This window comes from Neobacillus canaveralius (assembly GCF_047237705.1).
Taxonomy (GTDB): Bacteria; Bacillota; Bacilli; order Bacillales; family Cytobacillaceae; genus Neobacillus; species Neobacillus niacini_K.
The window spans coordinates 72,398-97,992 of record NZ_JBDFLL010000001.1; the positions used below are offsets into that span (position 1 = coordinate 72,398).

The 25,595-nt window shown below is 42.0% G+C and carries 17 protein-coding genes, 3 tRNA genes, 3 rRNA genes, 1 other RNA gene and 1 other annotated feature; of the genes, 4 read left to right on the forward strand and 20 right to left on the reverse strand.

The window, feature by feature from the left end:
- Positions 1 to 280 precede the first annotated feature (280 nt).
- From ABC255_RS00370 to tadA, 7 genes are all read right to left on the reverse strand, one after another.
- Positions 281 to 544 (reverse strand): pro-sigmaK processing inhibitor BofA family protein, encoded by a 264-nt coding sequence (locus ABC255_RS00370; protein WP_335536015.1) that lies wholly within the window; start codon positions 542 to 544, stop codon positions 281 to 283.
- A gap of 84 nt (positions 545 to 628) precedes the next feature.
- A complete protein-coding gene (locus ABC255_RS00375; RefSeq protein WP_335536014.1) occupies positions 629 to 847 on the reverse strand; it encodes a YaaL family protein in 219 nt (72 codons plus the stop codon).
- A gap of 27 nt (positions 848 to 874) precedes the next feature.
- Positions 875 to 1,471: a recombination mediator RecR gene (recR, locus tag ABC255_RS00380; protein ID WP_412990870.1), complete on the reverse strand. Its 597-nt coding sequence runs from the start codon at positions 1,469 to 1,471 to the stop codon at positions 875 to 877.
- Between the two features lie 68 nt (positions 1,472 to 1,539).
- Complete coding sequence (locus ABC255_RS00385; RefSeq protein ID WP_045519285.1) at positions 1,540 to 1,857, reverse strand: YbaB/EbfC family nucleoid-associated protein; 318 nt, start codon at positions 1,855 to 1,857, stop codon at positions 1,540 to 1,542.
- A 20-nt stretch (positions 1,858 to 1,877) separates the two neighbouring features.
- Complete coding sequence (gene dnaX, locus ABC255_RS00390) at positions 1,878 to 3,566, reverse strand: DNA polymerase III subunit gamma/tau (RefSeq protein ID WP_412990871.1); 1,689 nt, start codon at positions 3,564 to 3,566, stop codon at positions 1,878 to 1,880.
- Between the two features lie 123 nt (positions 3,567 to 3,689).
- Positions 3,690 to 3,955: signal recognition particle sRNA large type (ffs, locus tag ABC255_RS00395), an RNA gene on the reverse strand.
- Positions 3,956 to 4,047: 92 nt separating this feature from the next.
- On the reverse strand, positions 4,048 to 4,545 hold the full coding sequence (gene tadA, locus ABC255_RS00400) for a tRNA adenosine(34) deaminase TadA (RefSeq protein WP_412998432.1): 498 nt from the start codon (positions 4,543 to 4,545) through the stop codon (positions 4,048 to 4,050).
- Between the two features lie 113 nt (positions 4,546 to 4,658).
- Between tadA and ABC255_RS00405 the strand changes: the two genes are divergently transcribed.
- From ABC255_RS00405 to ABC255_RS00415, 3 genes are all read left to right on the forward strand, one after another.
- Positions 4,659 to 5,945 (forward strand): glycoside hydrolase family 18 protein, encoded by a 1,287-nt coding sequence (locus ABC255_RS00405; RefSeq protein ID WP_412990872.1) that lies wholly within the window; start codon positions 4,659 to 4,661, stop codon positions 5,943 to 5,945.
- A 209-nt stretch (positions 5,946 to 6,154) separates the two neighbouring features.
- On the forward strand, positions 6,155 to 6,823 hold the full coding sequence (locus tag ABC255_RS00410; RefSeq protein WP_412990873.1) for a deoxynucleoside kinase: 669 nt from the start codon (positions 6,155 to 6,157) through the stop codon (positions 6,821 to 6,823).
- Positions 6,820 to 7,515, forward strand: a complete 696-nt coding sequence (locus tag ABC255_RS00415; protein WP_412990874.1) for a deoxynucleoside kinase — start codon at positions 6,820 to 6,822, stop codon at positions 7,513 to 7,515. The genes ABC255_RS00410 and ABC255_RS00415 overlap by 4 nt, the downstream gene beginning before the upstream one ends.
- Positions 7,516 to 7,848: 333 nt before the next feature.
- Here the strand turns inward: ABC255_RS00415 and ABC255_RS00420 are convergent.
- The 6 genes from ABC255_RS00420 to guaB form a co-directional block, all read right to left on the reverse strand.
- Positions 7,849 to 7,941: transfer RNA gene (locus ABC255_RS00420), tRNA-Ser, on the reverse strand.
- 63 nt (positions 7,942 to 8,004) lie between these two features.
- The gene (gene serS, locus ABC255_RS00425; RefSeq protein WP_412990875.1) at positions 8,005 to 9,285 is read right to left on the reverse strand and encodes a serine--tRNA ligase; all 1,281 of its coding nucleotides are present in this window, start codon (positions 9,283 to 9,285) and stop codon (positions 8,005 to 8,007) included.
- Positions 9,286 to 9,334: 49 nt separating this feature from the next.
- Positions 9,335 to 9,558: a binding site (T-box leader), on the reverse strand.
- A 58-nt stretch (positions 9,559 to 9,616) separates the two neighbouring features.
- Entirely contained in the window at positions 9,617 to 10,198 is a 582-nt protein-coding gene (gene pdxT, locus ABC255_RS00430) for a pyridoxal 5'-phosphate synthase glutaminase subunit PdxT (protein WP_412990876.1), read from the reverse strand.
- 76 nt (positions 10,199 to 10,274) lie between these two features.
- Entirely contained in the window at positions 10,275 to 11,156 is an 882-nt protein-coding gene (pdxS, locus tag ABC255_RS00435; RefSeq protein WP_412990877.1) for a pyridoxal 5'-phosphate synthase lyase subunit PdxS, read from the reverse strand.
- Positions 11,157 to 11,327: 171 nt separating this feature from the next.
- Positions 11,328 to 12,653 (reverse strand): serine hydrolase, encoded by a 1,326-nt coding sequence (locus ABC255_RS00440; protein ID WP_412998433.1) that lies wholly within the window; start codon positions 12,651 to 12,653, stop codon positions 11,328 to 11,330.
- Positions 12,654 to 12,828: 175 nt separating this feature from the next.
- On the reverse strand, positions 12,829 to 14,295 hold the full coding sequence (gene guaB / locus ABC255_RS00445) for an IMP dehydrogenase (protein WP_335536000.1): 1,467 nt from the start codon (positions 14,293 to 14,295) through the stop codon (positions 12,829 to 12,831).
- 106 nt (positions 14,296 to 14,401) lie between these two features.
- On the opposite strand from guaB, the gene ABC255_RS00450 reads away from it, so the two are divergent.
- Entirely contained in the window at positions 14,402 to 15,343 is a 942-nt protein-coding gene (locus ABC255_RS00450) for a YaaC family protein (RefSeq protein ID WP_412990878.1), read from the forward strand.
- A gap of 243 nt (positions 15,344 to 15,586) precedes the next feature.
- Here the strand turns inward: ABC255_RS00450 and rrf are convergent.
- From rrf to gyrB, 7 genes are all read right to left on the reverse strand, one after another.
- Positions 15,587 to 15,702: ribosomal RNA gene (gene rrf / locus ABC255_RS00455) — 5S ribosomal RNA — on the reverse strand.
- 73 nt (positions 15,703 to 15,775) lie between these two features.
- Positions 15,776 to 18,713: ribosomal RNA gene (locus tag ABC255_RS00460) — 23S ribosomal RNA — on the reverse strand.
- A 141-nt stretch (positions 18,714 to 18,854) separates the two neighbouring features.
- A tRNA-Ala gene (locus tag ABC255_RS00465) sits at positions 18,855 to 18,930 on the reverse strand.
- 9 nt (positions 18,931 to 18,939) lie between these two features.
- Positions 18,940 to 19,016: transfer RNA gene (locus tag ABC255_RS00470), tRNA-Ile, on the reverse strand.
- A gap of 98 nt (positions 19,017 to 19,114) precedes the next feature.
- Positions 19,115 to 20,664: ribosomal RNA gene (locus tag ABC255_RS00475) — 16S ribosomal RNA — on the reverse strand.
- The 16S, 23S and 5S rRNA genes sit together here with 2 tRNA genes alongside, the layout of an rRNA operon.
- Positions 20,665 to 20,971: 307 nt before the next feature.
- Positions 20,972 to 23,542: a DNA gyrase subunit A gene (gene gyrA, locus ABC255_RS00480; RefSeq protein WP_412990879.1), complete on the reverse strand. Its 2,571-nt coding sequence runs from the start codon at positions 23,540 to 23,542 to the stop codon at positions 20,972 to 20,974.
- Positions 23,543 to 23,658: 116 nt separating this feature from the next.
- Positions 23,659 to 25,581, reverse strand: coding sequence for a DNA topoisomerase (ATP-hydrolyzing) subunit B (gene gyrB / locus ABC255_RS00485; protein ID WP_412998434.1), 1,923 nt, complete (start codon positions 25,579 to 25,581; stop codon positions 23,659 to 23,661).
- Between the last annotated feature and the right edge of the window lie 14 nt (positions 25,582 to 25,595).

Genomic DNA, 25,595 nt, shown 5'->3' on the forward strand with positions numbered 1-25,595 from the left:
AGTTGATTAGCTCAAAAATGTTACGTTGGCTTAGTTTTTATAAAAAACTAAAAAATTGTTTGTTGACGTTATTGTTTGTTTAGTTTTCAAGGAGCAATCTTCTCGTTCGCTCGTAAGCGACTTTATTAATATATCATAACCAAGTTATTAAAGTCAATAACTTTTTTACTGTAATGCGTTGTCGCTTGTGACGACTTTTAATATGTTACAGTACATTACTAGATTGGTCAATAGTTTTTTAAAAATAATAAAAAACCGCTAAAACAGCGGTTCTTTTTAATTAAATAATATATTTCTGAATCGCAGCCAACGCTACTAATCCTGGTATCCCAAGAAAACCAGATACGGCTGATGTCGCAAAATTAATTGGTACGTGGATACCAAAACTATTACCTGCTGTATTCAAGAAGAATAAGAATAGTGCGCCGATCAATAACTTTACAACAGCTTGACCAATAAACCTTGCTGGCTTAAAGGGAGCCCCAGTAAACAAAAGAATAAGTATGAGCCCGGCTGATATCGCAATAATCATTATTGGTTCCAAAAAAGCTATCCCCCTTCAAATCTTTTTATAACAACATATGTACAAGTTATAAAAAATAGACCTTGAATTGGAATAGCTTTATATTTACCTTTTAATACTTACATTTCTTTCTTTTGCTTCTCTTAATAGAAAGAAGTACTTTACTTGGGCGATTTTTGTCTGACATATCGCTTCTTCTGAAGGATCAAAACTTTTGTCGAGTAATTGTTTTTGTTTCTGCCACTCTTCTTTATACTCTTGTAGCTGAGTTAAAAGTTTTTGATCAAACTCTTTTCGCAGCCACCCTTTGCGCTGGAAAAACATCGTATTCCCCCGGTACTATTTTATTACCTAAATTTCTCTTCTACCCTCTAGAGCCTTGGATAATGTAACTTCATCGGCATATTCTAGGTCTCCTCCGACTGGGAGGCCATGAGCTATCCGGGTGATCTTAATCCCTGATGGTTTGAGCAAGCGGGAAATATACATTGCCGTTGCTTCACCCTCGATATTCGGATTTGTCGCTAGAATCACTTCCTGAACGGTTTCATCGTGGAGTCGTTTTAATAAATCCGGAATATTGATATCTTCAGGTCCGATTCCGTCCATAGGTGAAATGGCACCATGCAACACATGGTACATACCATTGAATTCCCTCATTTTCTCCATTGCGATAACATCCTTTGGATCTTGAACAACACAAATCGTGCTCTTATCCCGTCGTTGGTCTTCACATATATAACATGGATCTTGATCTGTAATATGACCACAGACTGAACAATAGGTTAAATTCCGTTTGGCATTTACAAGTGCCTTGGCAAAATCCAGCACAGTATCTTCTTTCATACTTAATACATAAAAGGCCAAACGGGCAGCAGTTTTTGGGCCAATACCAGGCAACTTCATAAAACTGTCAATCAACTTAGAAATCGGTTCTGGATAATGCATTTCTATTATTCCTCTCCTAGAAAAGCATATGCGCCTTTAAAAAGGCGCATATGCTGGATCTTCATTATTTAAAAAGGCAGATTCATTCCCTTTGTAAATTGGCCCATTGTATTGTTTGTGAGCTCTTCTACCTTTTTTAGCGCGTCGTTCGTTGCCGCCAAAACTAAATCTTGAAGCATTTCGATGTCGTCAGGATCCACTGCTTCAGGTTTGATTTGAACATCCACCACTTCTTTGTGTCCTGTTACAATAACAGTCACCATACCGCCGCCTGCTGTTCCTTCAATCTTTTGCTGACCTAGCTCCTCTTGTGCTTCAGCCATTTTCTTTTGCATTTTTTGCATTTGTTTCATCATATTTTGCATATTACCCATTCCACCACGCATACTTGTTAACCTCCAATTAATTAGTCAATAATTTCTACAAATTCAGCACCAAACAAGTTTTTTGCCTCCGCTATATGCGGCTCTTCTTCCTGGTTTGATCCAGTAGCTTCTCCCTCGACATGCTGCTGTGTGCTTAAAAAGTTTTCTCGAATCGATAGCCACTGTTCTTCGGGCACACCTAGCACAAGATATCTATTTCCTGTTAATTCTTGTAGAGCAAGAGTAATCGTCTCGACAAAACGGTTATTATCCATCGCCATTTGGCAGTGAATTTCATGTTTAAATTTTAAAATAAAGGCATCAGCCGAAGCAGCAGCTGGCTCCGCTTCATTTAACAGCGCTGCATGAGACTTCATTAATCTTCCTCTCATTTCGCCCCATTTACTCTTAATTTGATTTATGTCATTCTTTGTTGCATTCTTTAAAACTTCATTTATTCTTCCAACTGCAGGCTGGAACCCTTTTCTTGAACTTCTTTGCGAAGGCTTTTGTGCGGCCTGCGGCGCTGCTTCTTGAACAATAACTGAACCATTTGTTTTTAAGTGTTGTAATTCATGCTCAAGCTGTTCAATTTTCTTAAGCAGCTCAGATATTTGTCCAACAGGCATTTGCTCTATCTGCTTAGCTTCTGTTTGACACAGCTTTACAATCGCAACTTCCAGAAAGATTCTCGGATGGTTGGTCCACCGCATATCTTGTTGAGTCTTATTTAATAGTTCAATGAGCTGATAAATCTGATCATAAGGAACAGCCTCAGCAATTTGACGGAATTCCTCATCTAATAAGACTCTATCTAATGATTCTTCAAGATTCGGTGCTGTTTTATATAGCAGCATATCTCGATAATACAATATAAAGTCTTCAATAAACCTTGATGGATCTTTCCCATGAAACAACAATTCTTCTAATGCTTCTAATCCACTGGCTACGTCCTTTTCCAAAACAGCTCTTGCAAGCTTGTTTAAAAATCCTTGCGATACAGAGCCAGTGACCGTCAATGCATCTTCAACGGTTACTTCTTCGTGACTAAAAGAGATAGCTTGGTCTAAAAGACTTAAAGCGTCGCGCATACCGCCTTCTGCTGCTCTAGCTATCATTTTTAAAGCGTCTTCTTCACACTTAACGCCTGTTTCCTCAACGATTAATTTCATTCTATTTACTATTGATTGTGCAGTAATCCGTCTAAAATCGAATCGTTGACATCTAGAGATAATCGTTAAGGGAATTTTATGCGGCTCAGTCGTGGCTAAAATGAAGATGACATGCTTTGGCGGCTCCTCTAACGTTTTTAACAAGGCATTAAACGCACTAATGGATAACATATGCACTTCATCTATAATATAGACCTTGTAGTTAACAGCTGTTGGAGCGAACTTTACTTTATCAAGAACATCTCGCATTTCTTCCACTCTGGAGTTTGATGCTGCGTCAAATTCAAGCACATCTGATATGGTTCCGTTGGTAATTCCTTTGCATGCAGCACATTCATTGCAGGGTTCAGAAATTGGCGCACGTTCACAGTTTACTGCTTTAGCCAATATTTTTGCTGCACTAGTTTTACCTGTTCCTCGCGGCCCGTTAAATAAATAGGCATGGGAAATTTTTTGTTGAAGCAGGGCATTTTGCAATGTTTTCGTAACATGTTCTTGTCCTACTACATCAATAAATTGCTGAGGACGCCAAACACGATATAAAGCTTGATAAGCCAAAAACATCGCCCCCTTCAAAAATTCTTTCCTAATCATTATAACTTATCTTTTTTCTATTTATCAAAGAGAATACAAAAAAACTCATCTCGCAAGCGAAATGAGTTGTTTTTACATTATAAACTGCCGTGCACCTTCCGTCGACTTCGCACCCATAGGCGCTGCTTAAGCAGTTAGCTCGGCCCAGGCCACCCTGCGGCACATGGAAGCTTCCACTTAATGCTGCTTCCTTCCGGACCTGACATGGTTCATGGATTCCCATTGCGCAGGACCCGGGCGTCAACACCACTTACTTAAGGCGGACCCTACAGGATACCAGCCTCGGGAAGGGATTCAGCCTCGCTAGAGCGGATTGCGAGTACAGGGCACCGCTACCTCCCCGCCTAGCACGGCAAAGTTGATAACAAATTTTCAGGCGTCTTTATCTGACGCTTTTTTAGTATACTAACATTTGAGAAAAAAATCAATCTTTATCAATTGTAAATTACTGTAAGGATTGTTTTCTTGCTGCTTTTCTTTTTTCTCGGAGCTGGCGAAAAAAGTCTGATAGTAACTGTCCACACTCTTCTTCTAAGACACCGCTCGTTACTTCACTTTGATGATTGAAACGTTCATCCTGCAGGAGGTTCATGAATGTTCCCGCACAGCCTCCCTTTGGATCTGCAGCACCATACACCACTCTCTTGATCCTCGATAAAATAATCGCACCCGAGCACATCGCACAGGGTTCAAGTGTGACATAAAGACTCGCATTCTCCAGCCGCCAGGAGCCTACTTGCTGGCAGGCATGTTCAATAGCCAAAATTTCTGCATGTGCCACCGCACTTTGTTTACTTTCACGTAAATTATGTGCTCGGGAAATAATTTTTCCGTCTAAAACGACGATTGCTCCAATCGGCACCTCCGCTAACACTTCTGCCTTTATCGCTTCTTTTATGGCTTCATTCATATAATATTCATCTGTAAATTCATCTATGGTCATGAGGGTTACCGCCTTATAATCATTTGCACTGTTACTATTTTTCCCCATTATATCATGAATCCAGCATCTCACTCATAGAATAGAGGTAGCGTTCTTGCTTAGGAGGGAAGAATATGCAAATTCATGTTGTGAAACGTAACGAATCATTAACGACCATTGCGAGGGCCTACAATACAACAGTGAATGATATCGTTGATGCAAACGACATCCCTAATCCAAATAATCTTGTCGTCGGTCAAGCAATGGTAATTCCGATCGTTGGCAGTTTTTATTATGTACAGCCTGGAGACAGTCTATGGTCAATCGGGCAAAAAGTAGGTGTACCATATCAACAAATTGCCTCAGCTAATCGTATTTCATTAAACCAGCAGTTGTATGTTGGCTTCCGTCTTTATATCCCCCCGAGACCAAAAAGAAGAGGAGAATTTAATGCCTACGTCGAACCTCGGGGCACAAGTGTTGCACCTATTTTAGAATCGAGTGCACGGGATGCAGCTCCCTATTTAACGTACCTAGCGCCGTTCAGCTTTCAAGCTCTCCGCGATGGGTCTTTAAAGGAACCCTTGTTGAATAATTTTCCAGCCATTGCACGTGCTAATCGAAATGTTTTAATGATGGTTATTACTAACCAAGAAAACGATCAGTTTAGTGATGAATTGGGACGTATTTTACTTAATGATATTCCTATTCAAGATAGATTCTTAAATAATATTGTTGCAACTGCAAAAAAATATGGATTTAGGGATATCCATTTTGATTTCGAGTTCTTACGCCCCGCTGACCGTGAAGCCTATAATCAATTTTTAAGAAAAGCAAAAACACGATTTGCTAGTGAAGGCTGGCTAATAAGTACGGCATTGGCTCCAAAAACGAGTGCCACACAAAAAGGCAAATGGTATGAAGCACATGATTATAGGGCTCATGGCCAAATAGTGGATTTTGTCGTAATCATGACCTATGAATGGGGTTACAGCGGAGGTCCTGCAATGGCTGTTTCTCCTATTGACCAGGTTCGAAAGGTTTTAGAATATGCAATTACAGAAATGCCTCCAAATAAAATCTTAATGGGTCAGAATTTATATGGATATGATTGGACTCTTCCTTTTGTTCAAGGTTCTGTTGCAAAAGCGGTTAGCCCTCAGCAGGCGATTGAACTTGCTGCTGCTAACAACGTTCCTATTCAGTATGATACAAAAGCACAGGCACCGTTCTTCCGATACACTGCAGCAGACGGAAAGCAACATGAAGTTTGGTTCGAGGATGCCCGATCTATCCAAGCCAAATTTAATTTGATAAAAGAATTAGGTATAAGAGGGATGAGTTATTGGAAGCTTGGCCTGGCATTTCCGCAAAATTGGCTTTTAATTGTCGAGAATTTCAATGTGGTAAAAAGAGGTTAATATATTTTCATAACATAAACTGCCGTATTTCGGCAGTTTTTTTATATATTCGACATTAAATTTTTTTCTTCTACAATTTCCATATCCCTTCCTGTGTCAGATTATGATAATATATTATTTGTGCCATTTAGACCGTTAGAAAAAAGTTGCCAGTTTTATGGCTGGCTAAACATAGAATTTGCAGGCAGTTGGAGAAGGAGGATCAGCAAATGGGGTATACTCCCTTTATTACCGTTGAAGGGCCGATTGGTGTAGGTAAGACATCTCTCGCAAAAGCCATTTCAGATCAATTTAATTTTGCTTTATTAAAAGAGATTGTCGATGAAAATCCATTTTTGGGGAAATTTTATGACAATATTGAAGAGTGGAGTTTCCAAACGGAAATGTTTTTCCTTTGCAATCGCTATAAGCAATTGGGGGATATTAATACCCACTACTTAAGTAAAAGTCAGGCTGTTGTTGCAGATTATCATATTTTAAAGAATTTAATTTTTGCCCAGAGGACCTTAAACCCCGATGAATATCAAAAATACTATAAAATATATCAGCTCCTAACGGAAGACATGCCAAAGCCAAATGTTATTATTTATCTAAATGCGAGTTTAGAAACTCTTCTAAAGCGAATTAAAATCAGAGGACGCGAGGTAGAGAAAAATATTAGTCCTTTATATTTAGAACAGCTATCGCTTGACTATGAACAAACCATAACGCGCTTTGAGCAATCACATCCAGAAATTCCTGTTCTTCGCTTTAATGGTGATGAATTAGACTTTGTAAAGAATGAAGCGGACTTGAATTTTATTATTGAAAAGCTTATAGGCTCATTAAAGAAAAGCAGCACGACAAACACACAGGTAAGAATTGGGGGATGTAAGTGAGTATCGTTATTGGTGGTATGATAGGTCTTGGTAAAACAAGTGTGGCTGATACATTAAATGCATATTTTCGAGAGAATGGAATTGAGAGTAAGGTTTTTTATGAGACTGTTGATGATAATCCTATTCTTCCTCTCTACTATGAATTAACGCCAGAAGAATTAGATGCAAGAAGAATCCCATTTCTCTTACAATTATTTTTCTTAAATAAACGTTTCAAAACGGTAAAGGATTGTGTAAGTTGGAGTGAACCTATTTACACGATTCAAGATCGCTCAATTTATGAAGATTGGTACTTTGCTTATGTAAATAAAAATCTTGGCAGAATCTCTGACCTTGAGTTTAAAATATATGAAGACCTTGTAGAGAACATGATGGAAGAGTTAAATGAACTTCCAAAAAAGGCACCTGACTTAATGGTATATTTAAAAGGTTCTTTTGATACTGTAATTGATCGGATTATGGCACGCGGCAGAAGCTTTGAAATTAACCCTGAACTGAAAGAGTATTACTTTGAAGTTTGGAAGGGTTATGATGAGTGGGTTATTAATAACTATAATGCCAGCGATGTGTTAATTGTTGATATGGACCATACGGATGTTGTTAAGCGCCCCGAAGACGCATTAAGAGTATGCCGTGAAGTGGACGAACGCCTAAAGGAAATTTTAAATATGACAAAAGCCCATATTGGTTAATTCCAATAGGGCTTTTTTTCTATTAAATGGAGTCTGTTGATTTGCGCTCCACTAAGGAAAGCTTCTTTGAATAATCACCGCAGGGACAGGCGGTTTTTGCCTGTCACGAGGCACTTCGCTTTCCGCAGGCGTTGCGGTGAGCCTCCTCGGCGCTAGCGCCTGTGGGGTCTCTCCTGCTCCGTACTCCTGCAGGAGTCTTCGTGCCTTCCGCGCAAATCAACAGAGTGCCAATGTCAATACTTCGCTTTTAATATTTCCAAAAATATAAAAAACCCGCCCAATTGCTTGGACGGGTTTTATCTCCAGTTTTATGCGCGATTATTGTAAAATTAATGGAGGAGGAAGAGGGATTCGAACCCCCGCGCGGTTTGACCCGCCTGTCGGTTTTCAAGACCGATCCCTTCAGCCAGACTTGGGTATTCCTCCGTGTTGACAAGATATATAATATCACATTATTACTATGCCTGTCAACACATGATTAAATTTTTTTTATTCTGGTGCGATAACTTCTTTATTCCCCATATATGGACGTAACACATTTGGAATTACTACACTTCCATCTGCCTGCTGATAATTTTCCAGGATTGCTGCAACCGTTCTTCCAATCGCTAAGCCAGATCCATTTAATGTATGGACATGTTCAGGCTTCGCTTTCGGATCACGGCGGAAGCGGATATTAGCACGGCGAGCTTGGAATGCCTCAAAGTTACTGCAAGAAGAAATTTCACGATAGGTCCCATAGCTCGGGATCCATACTTCAATATCGTACTTTTTAGCAGCCGTAAAGCCAAGGTCACCTGTACACATGCGGAGCACACGATATGGTAACTCTAGTAATTGTAGCACGCGCTCTGCGTCACTTGTCAGCTTCTCAAGCTCCTCGTAAGAATCTTCTGGCTTAACAAACTTCACTAGCTCTACTTTATTGAATTGGTGCTGGCGAATTAATCCACGAGTATCCCGCCCCGCAGAACCAGCTTCAGAACGGAAGCATGCACTGTAAGCCGCAAAACGAATTGGAAGCTCATCCCCGCTTAAAATTTCATCACGGTGAAGGTTGGTGACAGGCACCTCTGCTGTTGGAATTAAGAAGTAATCTTCATTTTCAATTAAAAATGCATCTTCTTCAAATTTTGGGAGTTGACCTGTACCAGTCATGCTCGCGCGGTTAACCATATATGGCGGTAAAATTTCCTTGTAGCCGTGCTCATCTACATGCAGGTCAAGCATAAAGTTCATCAGTGCACGCTCTAAACGGGCTCCAAGGCCTTTATAAAACACGAAACGGCTGCCTGTAACCTTGCCCGCACGTTCAAAGTCAAGGATTCCTAAATGGTCAGCAACATCCCAGTGCGGTTTTGCCTCAAATTCAAATTCCCTTACTTGACCCCACTTTCGAATCTCTATGTTTTCATCCTCAGTTTCACCAATTGGCACACTTTCATGCGGAATATTTGGAATGCTCATTAACAACAAGTCGAGCGTTTCCTCGACACTGCGGAGCTCCTCATCTAATACTTTAATCCTATCGCCCACCTCACGCATTTCTACAATAAGGTGGTCAGCATCTGCCTTCTCACGCTTCAACGCGGCTACCTGTTGGGATACCTCGTTACGTTTGCTTTTTAATTGTTCTGCCTCAACGATTAAATCGCGTCTGCGCTGATCTAAGTCCTCAAATTTACCTAGGTCTGTCAGGTCCTCTCCACGATGCTGGAGTTTTTCCTTAACCTCTGCAAAATTAGCTCGTAATAATTTAATATCTAACATACTTCCACTCCTAACTGTTAAATAAATACAAAAAACTCCCGTCCCTAAAAACAGGGACGAGAGTTAACCCGCGTTACCACCCTGGTTGACAGAATTAGTCTGTCCACCTTGAAAAAAATTAACGGTTTTTACCGAAAGTACTTACTGACCCTTAATAAGGCGTTCCATACCTTGCTCGAGGAGGGATTCACAAGCTTCATACACCGATTCACACCAACCATCGGCTCTCTTTAGAATGAACTTCCTGTTACTAGTTCCTCTCATTGCTTTAACTTATTTATTTATTGAAATTAATTTACTATAATTATCCACCAATTGCAATCAAATTATACTAATTGTTTGCTTTTGCTTGCTTTACCATTTCAATAAAATACGCCGTAATGTCATGTCGATCTGTTAATTCAGGATGGAATGAACATCCAAGGAATTGTCCTTCACGAGCTGCCACAATGCGGTCATTGTGCTTTGAAAGGACTTCTACATCAGCTCCAGCTTCAACGATGTGCGGCGCACGGATAAAGACTGCAGGGAAGCTATCGGCTACACCTTTAATTGTGAGGTCAGCCTCGAAGCTATCAACCTGACGTCCAAAGGAGTTGCGTTCAACCTTAATGTCCATCACCCCAATATGAGGCTCATGACCAACTAGGTTTTTAGCTAAAAGAATAAGACCAGCACATGTACCAAACATTGGTTTACCTTCTGCAGCAAATTCCTTTAATGCATCCATAAAACCATACTTATCAATCAACTTTCTCATTGCAGTGCTTTCACCGCCGGGTAGGATGAGGCCATCTACTTCCTTCAACTGTTCTACCTTCTTAATGGCGATGCCTTGTGCACCACATTCCTCAACGGAATGAATGTGTTCACGAACAGCACCTTGTAAGGCAAGTACTCCTACTTTTATCATAAAAAAACTCCTTCTTTTGCTTTCAAGATGAGTTTAATTGTCCAGCTACAGCGCCTAGGGGCTTCCGCTTTTCTAATTACCAACCACGTTCCTGCATACGATTTTCAGGGGACAAGGATGAAATCTCAATACCTTTCATTGGTGTTCCTAGGTTCTTCGAAAGCTCAGCAATCAACTTATAGTCTTGGTAATGAGTCGTAGCTTCAACAATTGCTTTTGCAAACAAAGCAGGATTCTCCGATTTAAAAATACCTGAACCAACGAATACGCCGTCAGCACCTAACTGCATCATCAATGCAGCGTCAGCAGGAGTTGCGACACCGCCAGCCGCAAAGTTAACAACAGGAAGGCGGCCAAGAGTTTTGATCTCAAGAAGTAATTCAAATGGTGCTCCTAATAGTTTTGCTTCTGTCATTAACTCATCTTCATTCATTCCGACTACTTTACGAACTTGTCCATTCACCTTACGCATATGGCGAACGGCCTCAACAATGTTTCCTGTTCCAGGTTCACCTTTTGTACGTAGCATTGAAGCTCCTTCACCAATTCTGCGTGCCGCCTCACCAAGGTCACGGCAGCCACAAACAAATGGAACGGTGAAATCACTTTTATATAAATGATACTCTTCATCTGCTGGAGTTAAAACTTCACTCTCATCAATATAATCAACACCCATTGCTTCAAGAACGCGTGCTTCTACAATATGACCAATTCTTGCCTTTGCCATTACAGGGATTGATACTGCATTCAATACTTCTTCGATAATCCTTGGGTCAGCCATTCGAGCTACACCGCCAGCTGCACGAATGTCAGAAGGTACACGCTCCAGGGCCATTACCGCAACTGCACCAGCCTCTTCAGCGATTCTTGCCTGCTCTGCATTAACAACGTCCATAATGACGCCGCCCTTTTGCATTTCGGCCATACCACGTTTAACTCGATCCGTACCTGTTTTCATGAAAAATCCCCCTTATAAGTTCCATTTTTATAAATATTACAAAAAATTAACGTATAAATTTAGGAAATAGTGTTAATTCATTCGGAATTAGATTGTTCCCCTAAAATCATTAAAGCAACAAAAAAGGACTCCTGTCAAGACAAGAATCCTTTACTAAATATTTCCTAACTATTAAAACCAACCTTTAACGGTGGAAGAAATGCCCCCCCAAAGGTCTCCAAAGAATCCGCCGATACCTCTTATCATTAAGACGAACCAATTGGCCTTTTCTACATTTTCAGCCGCAATGACGTCAACCGTTATCTTGCCTTCTTTTGATATAAATCCTAAATTTCCTGCCTCTTTAGGTTGGAGCGTTAACGTTCCGACCTTTTCACCCTTTTTAATAGGCGCAGTAAGTTCACCTTGACCGTTAACCTTCTTCTTATCCAGTGTCAAAGTGGTTTTGAAATTATCTTTTTCTCCATTTTTCACAACCAAGTTAACTGCCTCTTTAGTATAAACTTTCACTTGATCTTCTTTACCTTTAATGACAGGCAGAGTTTTTTTCCCTTTAACTTGATAATGCTTTGGAATGATCTCTTCTTTTTTAAAATTATTAAAAGCGTAATCCAGGACCTTTCTTGTTTCCCTAAAACGTTCAGATTGGGAACTAGTATTCATAACAACAGATATAAATCGTTGCCCATCTCTAATCGCTGTTCCTGTAAAATTGTATCCTGCAAAAGGGGTAGAACCCGTTTTTAAACCATCCAAACCATCATAAACAAATTGTTGATAATTCGGGTAATCAGCTGCAAGTTCTTCGTATCCCTCTAACATCCAGTTCCAATTGTCCATTACAAATTCATCTTCCGTACCCTTTGCAAAAACCTTTTCAGGTATACTGGACGTTTTCAATACCTCAGGAAAATCATGTATTAAGTGAGATGCTAACGATGCAACATCCTTTGCTGACATAATATTTTCCTCATCAGGATCACCCACAACTTCTGAAAAATGCTTTAATATATCACGATTATTTAAACCTGAAGAGTTTACAAACTTATACTTTTCAAGACCAAGTTCTGCAGCCTTTTTATTCATCATTTCTACAAATTTAGCCTCTGATCCCCCAACAATTTCAGCAATTGCCATGGTAGCGGCATTAGCAGATTCAATTGCCATTGCTGCATACAAATCTTCTACCTTGTACTTTGCTTCAATACGTAAATAGACATTACTTAAACTATCGTCATGTGACATCTTAGAAATTTCAGGAGATACTAAATACTCTTGATTCCACTTCACCTTGCCTTCTTTTACAGCTTCTAGAAGTAGGTACTCCGTCATCATTTTGGTCATACTCGCAATGCCCAACGCAGTGTCAGAATTCTTTTCGTACAGAATCATGCCGGTATCTGCATCAACCAATATAGCTCCAGATGCATTAACATCTAATCCTGTTTCTGCCTCTGCTTTATTTATGCCTGCAAACAGGCTAAAAAACATGATCATTGCCAATGAAATAGCAATAATTTTTTGATAAAAAAGTTTATTCACGATAATACCCTCCAACGATTTTATGCACTTCGGTTATTTTAACATAACTGAGGTTTAAATCATAGACAGAGGATAGGACTATCTTTTTACAAAAAAAAGACAGAGAAGTCTATGCTTCTCTGTTATTTCTTTAAGATAATGAGTAATTAGGTGCCTCTTTGGTAATTTGAACATCATGAGGATGGCTTTCCCGTAGACCTGCCCCAGTCATCTTAATGAATTGTGCATTATTTCTTAGTTCCTCTAGGTCTTTTGTTCCACAATAGCCCATCCCTGAACGTAAACCACCGATTAATTGATAAATGGTTTCAGCTAAAGGTCCTTTGTAAGGCAGGCGCCCTTCGATACCCTCAGGAACAAACTTCTTATTATCTTCCTGGAAATAGCGATCTTTTGAGCCCTTTTCCATTGCAGCTACGGAACCCATACCACGATATACCTTAAAGCGACGTCCTTGGAAAATTTCAGTTTCTCCCGGACTTTCCGTTACACCCGCTAGCATGCTCCCTAGCATAACCGCGTGACCGCCGGCAGCAAGTGCCTTAACGATGTCGCCTGAATATTTAATACCGCCATCAGCAATAATGGTTCTGCCATGCTTTCTGGCCTCTGTAGCACAATCATATACCGCGGTAATCTGCGGCACACCTACTCCTGCTACTACACGGGTAGTACAAATTGAACCAGGTCCAATTCCTACCTTAACTACATCCGCACCTGCTTTAATTAAATCCCCTGTTGCCTCGGCAGTAGCCACATTACCAGCGATAATGGTTAAGTCAGGATATTGGTCTCTTATTTCCCTAACGGTATCAAGTACACCCTTAGAATGACCATGAGCAGTATCCACCACAATGGCATCGACATTTGCTTTTACCAGCTTTTCAACTCGCAACATCGTATCCTTTGTAACCCCGACTGCGGCACCAGCTAACAAGCGACCTTGCTTATCCTTTGCTGAGTTTGGAAACTCAATCACTTTTTCAATATCCTTTATGGTAATTAACCCTTTTAAAACCCCTTGATTGTCCACTAGCGGGAGTTTTTCAATTTTGTATTTCTGAAGAATTTTTTCAGCCTCTTTTAATGTGGTTCCAACTGGAGCCGTAACAAGGTTTTCTTTTGTCATGACATCAGAGATTTTAAAAGAATAATCTTGAATAAAACGTAAATCACGATTGGTGATAATCCCGACAAGTTTTTGCTCATCCAGATTATTGACAATTGGTACACCAGAGATTCGATATTTGCCCATTAAATGTTCCGCATCATACACCTGATGCTCTGGAGTGAGATAAAATGGATCTGTAATAACCCCGCTCTCTGACCTCTTAACTTTCTCGACCTGTTCAGCTTGCTGTTCGATCGTCATGTTTTTATGGATAATTCCTAAACCACCCTGGCGAGCCATTGAAATTGCCATTTCGGCTTCCGTTACTGTATCCATCCCAGCACTAATGATTGGAATGTTTAACTTCACCGTGGGCGATAATTCCACTTGAAGACTTACATCACGCGGCAGTACTTCTGATTTACCAGGAATTAATAAGACATCATCAAACGTTAAACCTTCTTTTGAAAATTTACTCTCCCACATTTTTTTGGCCTCCAGAAAAAAATTTTTTAATTGTAGGTTATCAATTGGACAAAATACTGTCAAGGAGAACGATTTAGTCTAATTTTTCTGAAAAAGGTGATTCTCGTTGACTGTTGACTATAAGGGCTGGAAAAGCTATGCAAGTTTTTTCTCTGCAGAGCATTGTCAGTCGTACCTAAAAAACAATTATAAAAAGCGAAATATTGAAAACCCTGAACAAAAAAGCTATGAAAACTGCTATGCCTTTTTATATTATCTCGAGCATGGACAAATTTATTATCAACAAGCAGAAAACTCACCGCTAATCCTAAAACCAATTTTGCTCTTTTATGGTCTTGTACATTTAATCAAAGCATGCATCTTAACGCTAGACCCAGCTTATCCGGAAACGACTTCCGTTTTAGCACACGGTGTTTCTACACGAAAAAGGAAAAAGCAAAACTATCAATTTTTTCAAGATGAAGTAAAGTTTCAAAAAAATGGGCTTTTTCCTTTTATGTCTGAAAAGATGTTCCACATGAAACAATTGGAAGGCGATAAAATTACGATGGAGGAACTGCTTGAGCTCATTCCCGAATTGGATGATTTGTTTATGGTACATGAGTCGAAAAGCACTTTTACACCCTTATATACTCAGCACGGGAAATTGGTAATACCAGAAAAAGTACTGGATCATTATCATATGACAGAGGATAGATTAAAGGATTTTCTTTCAACTAAGTCTGGGAATCAGATTGAATTTTTATGTGAAGGACTCTCGTTTCAATACGATAAGAAGATGTTTACTGGAATATCACCGATTAAATTCAATCTAGAAAGTAGCGCTTATGTACTTCCGCTTAAGAAGGAGAACTTATTTCTATTTCCTGAACTGATGGTGCATTATCTCCTGCTTTATAATTTAAGTATGATTGCAAGATATGAAACAGAGTGGTGGAGTGAAATTACAAAAATGATGCCAAACCGCGATTATCCATTTATTAAGACTTTCCTGGAAATTACGTTAAAGAAGGGACCTTTTTTGATATATGAATACTTGATGAGTTAATATTTTAGGAAAAAGTGAATCATGGGAGTAGGTTAACGTCTAATCGTTACCGGTTTCTCTAAAAATGACTCCGTGCGGTCATAATTAGCTGATATTTGTTACCGTTTTCTTAAATAGTGTCGCCGCACGGGCACGATACTCCGAGTATTGTTCCCCCTTCTCATAAAAATGTTGCCGTAAGGGCATGATTGCCCTTACGGACAATACAAAAAAGCACAACCCAAATTAGGTTGTGCTTCATTTGCCTGGCAACGTCCTACTCTCACAGGGACAAAGTCCCAACTACCATCGGCGCTGAGAAGCTTAACTTCCGTGTTCGGTATGGGAACGGGTGTGACCTTCTCGCCATTATTACCAGACTGTTTTTGAGGTATCATTCCCTCAAAACTAGATAATCAGAAGAAGTGTGTAAAACGAGTTCGCCTTTAAAAATTGGTTAAGTCCTCGAACGATTAGTATCAGTCAGCTCCACATGTTACCACGCTTCCACCTCTGACCTATCAACCTGATCATCTTTCAGGGTTCTTACTAGCTTGACGCTATGGGAAATCTCATCTTGAGGGGGGCTTCATGCTTAGATGCTTTCAGCACTTATCCCGTCCGCACATAGCTACCCAGCGATGCCTTTGGCAAGACAACTGGTACACCAGCGGTGCGTCCATCCCGGTCCTCTCGTACTAAGGACAGCTCCTCTCAAATTTCCTGCGCCCACGACGGATAGGGACCGAACTGTCTCACGACGTTCTGAACCCAGCTCGCGTACCGCTTTAATGGGCGAACAGCCCAACCCTTGGGACCGACTACAGCCCCAGGATGCGATGAGCCGACATCGAGGTGCCAAACCTCCCCGTCGATGTGGACTCTTGGGGGAGATAAGCCTGTTATCCCCGGGGTAGCTTTTATCCGTTGAGCGATGGCCCTTCCATGCGGAACCACCGGATCACTAAGCCCGACTTTCGTCCCTGCTCGACTTGTAGGTCTCGCAGTCAAGCTCCCTTGTGCCTTTACACTCTGCGAATGATTTCCAACCATTCTGAGGGAACCTTTGGGCGCCTCCGTTACTCTTTAGGAGGCGACCGCCCCAGTCAAACTGCCCACCTGACACTGTCTCCCACCCCGATAAGGGGTGCGGGTTAGAATTTCAATACAGCCAGGGTAGTATCCCACCGACGCCTCCACCGAAGCTAGCGCTCCGGTTTCTCAGGCTCCTACCTATCCTGTACAAGCTGTACCAAAATTCAATATCAGGCTACAGTAAAGCTCCACGGGGTCTTTCCGTCCTGTCGCGGGTAACCTGCATCTTCACAGGTACTATAATTTCACCGAGTCTCTCGTTGAGACAGTGCCCAGATCGTTACGCCTTTCGTGCGGGTCGGAACTTACCCGACAAGGAATTTCGCTACCTTAGGACCGTTATAGTTACGGCCGCCGTTTACTGGGGCTTCGATTCAGAGCTTCGCTTGCGCTAACCCCTCCTCTTAACCTTCCAGCACCGGGCAGGCGTCAGCCCCTATACTTCGCCTTGCGGCTTCGCAGAGACCTGTGTTTTTGCTAAACAGTCGCCTGGGCCTATTCACTGCGGCTCTTCGAGGCTATTCACCTCAAAAAGCACCCCTTCTCCCGAAGTTACGGGGTCATTTTGCCGAGTTCCTTAACGAGAGTTCTCTCGCACACCTTAGGATTCTCTCCTCGCCTACCTGTGTCGGTTTGCGGTACGGGCACCTTTTATCTCGCTAGAGGCTTTTCTTGGCAGTGTGGAATCAGGAACTTCGGTACTATATTTCCCTCGCCATCACAGCTCAGCCTTCACGGTAAGCGGATTTTCCTACTTACCAGCCTAACTGCTTGGACGCGCATATCCAACAGCGCGCTTACCCTATCCTCCTGCGTCCCCCCATCACTCAAACGATAAAGAGGTGGTACAGGAATATCAACCTGTTGTCCATCGCCTACGCCTTTCGGCCTCGGCTTAGGTCCCGACTAACCCTGAGAGGACGAGCCTTCCTCAGGAAACCTTAGGCATACGGTGGACGGGATTCTCACCCGTCTTTCGCTACTCATACCGGCATTCTCACTTCTAAGCGCTCCACCAGTCCTTACGGTCTAGCTTCAACGCCCTTAGAACGCTCTCCTACCACTGACACCATATGGTGTCAATCCACAGCTTCGGTGTTACGTTTAGCCCCGGTACATTTTCGGCGCAGAGTCACTCGACCAGTGAGCTATTACGCACTCTTTAAATGGTGGCTGCTTCTAAGCCAACATCCTGGTTGTCTAAGCAACTCCACATCCTTTTCCACTTAACGTAAACTTTGGGACCTTAGCTGGTGGTCTGGGCTGTTTCCCTTTTGACTACGGATCTTATCACTCGCAGTCTGACTCCCACGGATAAGTCTTTGGCATTCGGAGTTTGTCTGAATTCGGTAACCCGATGAGGGCCCCTAGTCCAAACAGTGCTCTACCTCCAAGACTCTTACAACGTGAGGCTAGCCCTAAAGCTATTTCGGAGAGAACCAGCTATCTCCAAGTTCGATTGGAATTTCTCCGCTACCCACACCTCATCCCCGCACTTTTCAACGTGCGTGGGTTCGGGCCTCCAGTAAGTGTTACCTCACCTTCACCCTGGACATGGGTAGATCACCTGGTTTCGGGTCTACGACCACATACTCAAATCGCCCTATTCAGACTCGCTTTCGCTGCGGCTCCGTCTCTTCAACTTAACCTTGCATGTAATCGTAACTCGCCGGTTCATTCTACAAAAGGCACGCTATCACCCATTAACGGGCTCTAACTACTTGTAGGCACACGGTTTCAGGATCTATTTCACTCCCCTTCCGGGGTGCTTTTCACCTTTCCCTCACGGTACTGGTTCACTATCGGTCACTAGGGAGTATTTAGCCTTGGGAGATGGTCCTCCCAGCTTCCGACCGGATTTCTCGTGTCCGGCCGTACTCAGGATCCACTCAGGAGGGAACGAAGTTTCAACTACAGGGTTTTTACCTTCTATGACGGACCTTTCCAGGTCGCTTCATCTACCCCGTTCCTTTGTAACTCCATGTTGAGTGTCCTACAACCCCAAGAGGCAAGCCTCTTGGTTTGGGCTATGTCCCGTTTCGCTCGCCGCTACTCAGGGAATCGCGTTTGCTTTCTCTTCCTCCGGGTACTTAGATGTTTCAGTTCCCCGGGTCTGCCTTCAATACCCTATGTATTCAGGTAAAGATACTGCTCCATTACGAGCAGTGGGTTTCCCCATTCGGAAATCTCCGGATCAAAGCTTACTTACAGCTCCCCGAAGCATATCGGTGTTAGTCCCGTCCTTCATCGGCTCCTAGTGCCAAGGCATCCACCGTGCGCCCTTTCTAACTTAACCTAAAAGGTTATTTTCTTCTTAATTACTTAAGAGAGAAAAACTAATGTGGCGATTCTCGGTTTTACTTTGACTTCTTCTTACGATTATCTAGTTTTCAAGGAACAATGAATGAAAGTTAATTTCACTACCGTAAAATTAACTTGGTGGAGCCTAGCGGGATCGAACCGCTGACCTCCTGCGTGCAAAGCAGGCGCTCTCCCAGCTGAGCTAAGGCCCCGTTTTGAGATGGTGGGCCTAAATGGACTCGAACCATCGACCTCACGCTTATCAGGCGTGCGCTCTAACCAGCTGAGCTATAGGCCCTCAAAACGAAATATAATAGAGAGAATCAATCCCTCAAAACTAAACAAACAAGTAACCATCAACATTTTATCAGTCCACAAAGACTGCATTATCCTTAGAAAGGAGGTGATCCAGCCGCACCTTCCGATACGGCTACCTTGTTACGACTTCACCCCAATCATCTGTCCCACCTTAGGCGGCTGGCTCCTTGCGGTTACCCCACCGACTTCGGGTGTTACAAACTCTCGTGGTGTGACGGGCGGTGTGTACAAGGCCCGGGAACGTATTCACCGCGGCATGCTGATCCGCGATTACTAGCGATTCCGGCTTCATGTAGGCGAGTTGCAGCCTACAATCCGAACTGAGAATGGTTTTATGGGATTGGCTTAACCTCGCGGTTTTGCAGCCCTTTGTACCATCCATTGTAGCACGTGTGTAGCCCAGGTCATAAGGGGCATGATGATTTGACGTCATCCCCACCTTCCTCCGGTTTGTCACCGGCAGTCACCTTAGAGTGCCCAACTGAATGCTGGCAACTAAGATCAAGGGTTGCGCTCGTTGCGGGACTTAACCCAACATCTCACGACACGAGCTGACGACAACCATGCACCACCTGTCACTCTGTCCCCCGAAGGGGAACGTCCTATCTCTAGGAGTGTCAGAGGATGTCAAGACCTGGTAAGGTTCTTCGCGTTGCTTCGAATTAAACCACATGCTCCACCGCTTGTGCGGGCCCCCGTCAATTCCTTTGAGTTTCAGCCTTGCGGCCGTACTCCCCAGGCGGAGTGCTTAATGCGTTAGCTGCAGCACTAAAGGGCGGAAACCCTCTAACACTTAGCACTCATCGTTTACGGCGTGGACTACCAGGGTATCTAATCCTGTTTGCTCCCCACGCTTTCGCGCCTCAGCGTCAGTTACAGACCAGAAAGCCGCCTTCGCCACTGGTGTTCCTCCACATCTCTACGCATTTCACCGCTACACGTGGAATTCCGCTTTCCTCTTCTGTACTCAAGTCCCCCAGTTTCCAATGACCCTCCACGGTTGAGCCGTGGGCTTTCACATCAGACTTAAAAGACCGCCTGCGCGCGCTTTACGCCCAATAATTCCGGACAACGCTTGCCACCTACGTATTACCGCGGCTGCTGGCACGTAGTTAGCCGTGGCTTTCTGGTTAGGTACCGTCAAGGTACCGGCAGTTACTCCGATACTTGTTCTTCCCTAACAACAGAGCTTTACGACCCGAAGGCCTTCATCGCTCACGCGGCGTTGCTCCGTCAGACTTTCGTCCATTGCGGAAGATTCCCTACTGCTGCCTCCCGTAGGAGTCTGGGCCGTGTCTCAGTCCCAGTGTGGCCGATCACCCTCTCAGGTCGGCTACGCATCGTCGCCTTGGTGAGCCGTTACCTCACCAACTAGCTAATGCGCCGCGGGCCCATCTGTAAGTGTCAGCGTAAACCGACTTTCAGCTTTTCCACATGAGAGGAAAAGGATTATCCGGTATTAGCTCCGGTTTCCCGAAGTTATCCCAGTCTTACAGGCAGGTTGCCCACGTGTTACTCACCCGTCCGCCGCTAACCAAGAGGTGCAAGCACCTCAAAATTCGCTCGACTTGCATGTATTAGGCACGCCGCCAGCGTTCGTCCTGAGCCAGGATCAAACTCTCCAAGAAAGTTGATTAGCTCATTTGTTACGTTGGCTTAGCTTTTATAAAAAGCTAAAAAATTGTTTGTTGACGTTCTTGTTTGTTTAGTTTTCAAAGATCAATTTTGCTCAATCGCTCATAAGCGACTTTATTAATATATCATCTATCAAAATAAATGTCAACGTCTAATTTGTTTTTATCACATTAAAACCAACTCACAACGCCGACTCAAATGAGTATACCAGTATTAACAATTTCAATCAAGAGAAAATTAGCGATTTTATAAATTAAATTGAAAAAGGAACACCTAATTAGGTGCTCCTTTACATTTAACTTATTCTTCAGTAGTAGTATCAGAATCAACATCTTCAGAATCTAACTCTATTTCTGCGTTATCTACTTCCGTTCCGGCAAATACCTCTGCACCTTCTACTCCTTCAGTATCATCAGATTCAGTTTCTTCTGAAACCTCTTCCTTTTCTACTTTAGCAACAGTTGCTACATAGTCATGTTCATCGCCTTTAATACTAATTAATTTTACACCCTGGGTGTTTCTTCCCATAGTCGAGATGCCCGCTACATCGATACGAATAAGGACTCCGCCAGTAGTGATTAGCATTAAGTCTTCTTCACCCGTTACAGCTCTTACAGAAACTAATGAACCATTCTTTTCGGTGACATGGCAAGTTTTAATACCTTTACCGCCTCTACCTTGAATTCGGTACTCCTCTGCCGGAGTCCGCTTTCCATAACCGTTCTTAGTGACAATAAGTACGCTGCTATCTTCCTCAAGCACTTCCATACCAACTACCTCATCATCCGAGTCTAAGGTAATTCCTTTTACCCCAGTTGCTGTTCTACCCATAGAACGAACATCGGTTTCAGGGAAACGGATTAGCATACCTTTTTTCGTACCAATGATCATATGTTTTGTTCCATCGGTTAAACGAACTGAAATCAGTTCATCACCTTCACGTAGATTTAACGCAATTAAACCATTATTACGAATATGTGCAAATGATGTTAATGGAGAGCGCTTAGAAATACCTTCTTTTGTCGTAAAGAATAAGGACCAGTCATCAACAAATTCCTCAATTGGGATAATGGCATTAACCCATTCTCCTTTTTCAATTCCAAGAAGGTTAATGATTGGCAGCCCTTTCGCCGTACGGCTGTATTCAGGGATCTCATATCCCTTAGACCGGTAAACCTTACCTTTATTTGTAAAGAAGAGAATCGTATCATGAGTAGATGTCGTGATTAAATGCTCGACAAAGTCATCCTCATTGGTACCCATCCCTTGTATACCACGACCGCCTCGTTTTTGTGCGCGGTACGTTGAAACAGGGAGACGTTTAATATAGCCATTATGTGTTAACGTAATAACAATATTTTCACGTGGAATGAGATCTTCATCTTCGATATTTTCAATTCCGCCTGTTACGATTTCCGTACGGCGCTTATCATTAAAACGTTCTTTGATCTCAGATAATTCTTCACGGATAATTTCAAGAACTTTTTCTTCATCAGCTAAAATTGCTTTTAGTTCAGCAATAAGCTTTACTAGGCTTTGGTATTCTTCCTCAATTTTCTCCCGTTCCAAACCGGTTAAACGCTGCAAGCGCATATCAAGAATAGCTTGGGCTTGCTTTTCGGAAAGGTTGAATTGCGTCATTAAACCCTCGCGCGCAATATCTGTTGTCTGTGAGCTTCTAATTAAGCTTATTACTGCATCAAGATTATCTAGAGCGATTCTTAAACCATCCAAAATATGAGCCCGTGCTTCTGCTTTACGCAGCTCAAATTCTGTTCTTCTGCGTATAACAACTATTTGATGGTCTAAATAATAGACTAAACATTGTTTTAGATTTAACACCTTTGGATGTCCATTTACAAGGGCTAATGTATTGATCCCAAAGCTTGTTTGCAGAGATGTTTGTTTATATAAGTTATTTAAAAGGACATTCGCATTTGCGTCTTTACGAACTTCAATAACAATTCGCATACCATTACGATCGGATTCATCCCGTAAATCTGTAATGCCTTCTATTTTTTTATCGCGATGTAATTCCGCAATTCTTTCAACTAATTTTGCCTTATTTACTTGATATGGCAGCTCATTAACAATGATAACTTCTTTGCCATTTGATTTTTGTTCAATTTCTACTTTTCCGCGAACGGTTATTGATCCTCTGCCGGTTTCGTATGCTTTACGAATACCACTCCTGCCGATGATGATTCCTCCGGTTGGAAAATCCGGACCAGGAATGATTTCCATTAACTCTTGAATCGACATTTCTGGATCTCGGGAAATGGCTAATACGCCGTCAATAACCTCGCCAAGCTGGTGGGGTGGAATATTAGTAGCCATGCCAACAGCAATACCCATAGAACCATTAACTAGTAGGTTAGGAAATCTAGCTGGTAAAACTGAAGGTTCTCTTTCCTCACCATCATAGTTATCTTGAAAATCTATCGTATCTTTGTTTAAATCTCTTAATAATTCCATTGAGATTTTAGACATTCTAGACTCTGTATAACGCATCGCTGCAGCTGAGTCACCATCAACCGATCCAAAGTTACCATGGCCGTCAACAAGCATATAACGATAGTTGAAATCCTGCGCCATCCGTACCATCGTTTCATAAACGGCAGAATCACCATGAGGGTGATATTTACCGATTACATCCCCTACAATACGAGCTGATTTTTTATAAGGTTTATCAGCATGTATACCCAGGTCATGCATAGCGTATAAAATACGGCGGTGAACTGGTTTTAAACCATCTCGAACATCTGGAAGGGCACGAGAAACAATAACACTCATTGCATAGTCAAGAAATGAGGTTTTCATTTCATGACTTATATTAATATCTTTTATTTGAGAATTTGGTGTTTCTGCCATTTTAGTACCTCCTATTTTGGTGATAATCTGCCTTTTACTAGTCATAGTAGTTCCTAGATAAACGAAAAAAGGAGGATAGTGGTCACCCCTCTATCCTTTTCTATATAGGTACCTCTTTAAATATCTAAGTTCTTAACGTATTGTGCATTTGCTTCAATGAAGTTACGACGCGGCTCTACCTTGTCCCCCATTAACATTTCAAATGTTTCATCAGCTTCAATGGCATCTTCCAGACTTACTTGAAGCAGGGTTCTAATGGACGGATCCATTGTCGTTTCCCATAATTGTTCAGGATTCATTTCTCCTAAACCTTTATACCGCTGGATATTAGGCTTTGGCTGACTTGGGAGCTCGGCGAATATTTTTTCTAGCTCTTTGTCATCATAAGCATACCTAACCTTTTTTCCTTGCTGCACTTTATATAATGGCGGCTGTGCGATATATACATAGCCGGCTTCTAAAATTTTTCGGATATAACGGTAAAAGAAGGTTAGCAATAACGTTCGAATGTGAGCTCCATCAACGTCCGCATCCGTCATAATGACAATTTTATGGTACCTTGCTTTAGCGATATCAAAATCTTCACCAATACCTGTTCCAATTGCCGTAATCATAGATCGAACCTCATTATTGGAGAGGATTCGATCTAAACGTGCTTTCTCAACATTGAGTATTTTTCCTCTCAATGGGAGAATTGCTTGGAAATGGCGGTCACGACCTTGTTTTGCCGAACCACCTGCTGAGTCACCCTCAACAATGTACAGTTCGCTGATAGAAGGGTCCTTTGAAGAACAGTCAGCTAATTTCCCAGGCAAACTTGAAACCTCTAAAGCACTCTTTCGGCGCGTTAATTCTCTTGCTTTCTTCGCCGCAAGTCTTGCTCTGGCAGCCATTAATCCTTTTTCAACGATTTTCTTGGCTACTGGTGGATTTTCCAGTAAGAATTTTTCAAAGTGGTTTGAAAACAATGAATCGGTTATTGTTCTTACTTCAGAGTTTCCGAGCTTTGTTTTTGTTTGCCCTTCGAATTGGGGGTCTGGATGCTTAATTGAAACAATCGCAGTTAAGCCCTCACGAACATCTTCACCGGATAGGTTCGTATCATTCTCTTTAATCAAACCGTTCTTTCTTGCATAATCATTAATAACACGGGTTAATCCCGTTTTAAATCCAGATTCATGCGTACCGCCCTCATAAGTGTGGATATTATTCGCAAAGGAATAAATGCTGTCCGTATATCCCTCATTGTATTGAAGGGCAACTTCAACGCTAATGCCATCGCGTTCTCCCTCAATATAGATCGGTTCATCATGAATAACCTCTTTTGTGCGGTTTAAATGCTCAACATATGATTTAATTCCGCCTTCGTAGTAATATTCATTCTGTTTATTTTCCACACGGTTATCTTTAATTGTAATTTTTATTCCACGATTTAAGAATGCGAGTTCACGCAGACGAGTTGCCAGAATATCATACTCATATTCCAATGTTTCAGTAAAAATTTCACCGTCCGGTTTAAAATGAGTAATCGTACCTGTTGTATCTGTTGTTCCAACAACCTCTAATTCTTGAACTACAGCCCCACGTTCAAACTTAATGGAATAAATATTGCCGTCACGGTGTACCAAAACATCCAAATGTGTGGAGAGAGCATTAACTACCGAAGCACCTACACCATGAAGTCCACCAGAAACCTTATATCCTCCGCCGCCAAATTTACCTCCGGCATGAAGAACGGTCATAATAACTTCAACAGCAGGTCTGCCCATTTTTTCTTGAATTCCGACTGGTATACCACGTCCGTTATCTTTAACAGTTATACTGTTATCTTCTTCAATGATGACATTGATTTCGTCACAATAACCTGCCAATGCCTCATCAATACTGTTATCTACAATTTCCCAGACAAGATGATGGAGACCTTTTCCACTAGTTGAACCAATATACATACCAGGTCTTTTTCTAACAGCCTCTAGACCTTCAAGAACCTGGATTTGATCTGCACCATATTCTTGTTCTTGGACTACTTTTTGTTCCATTGTCATATCGTTCA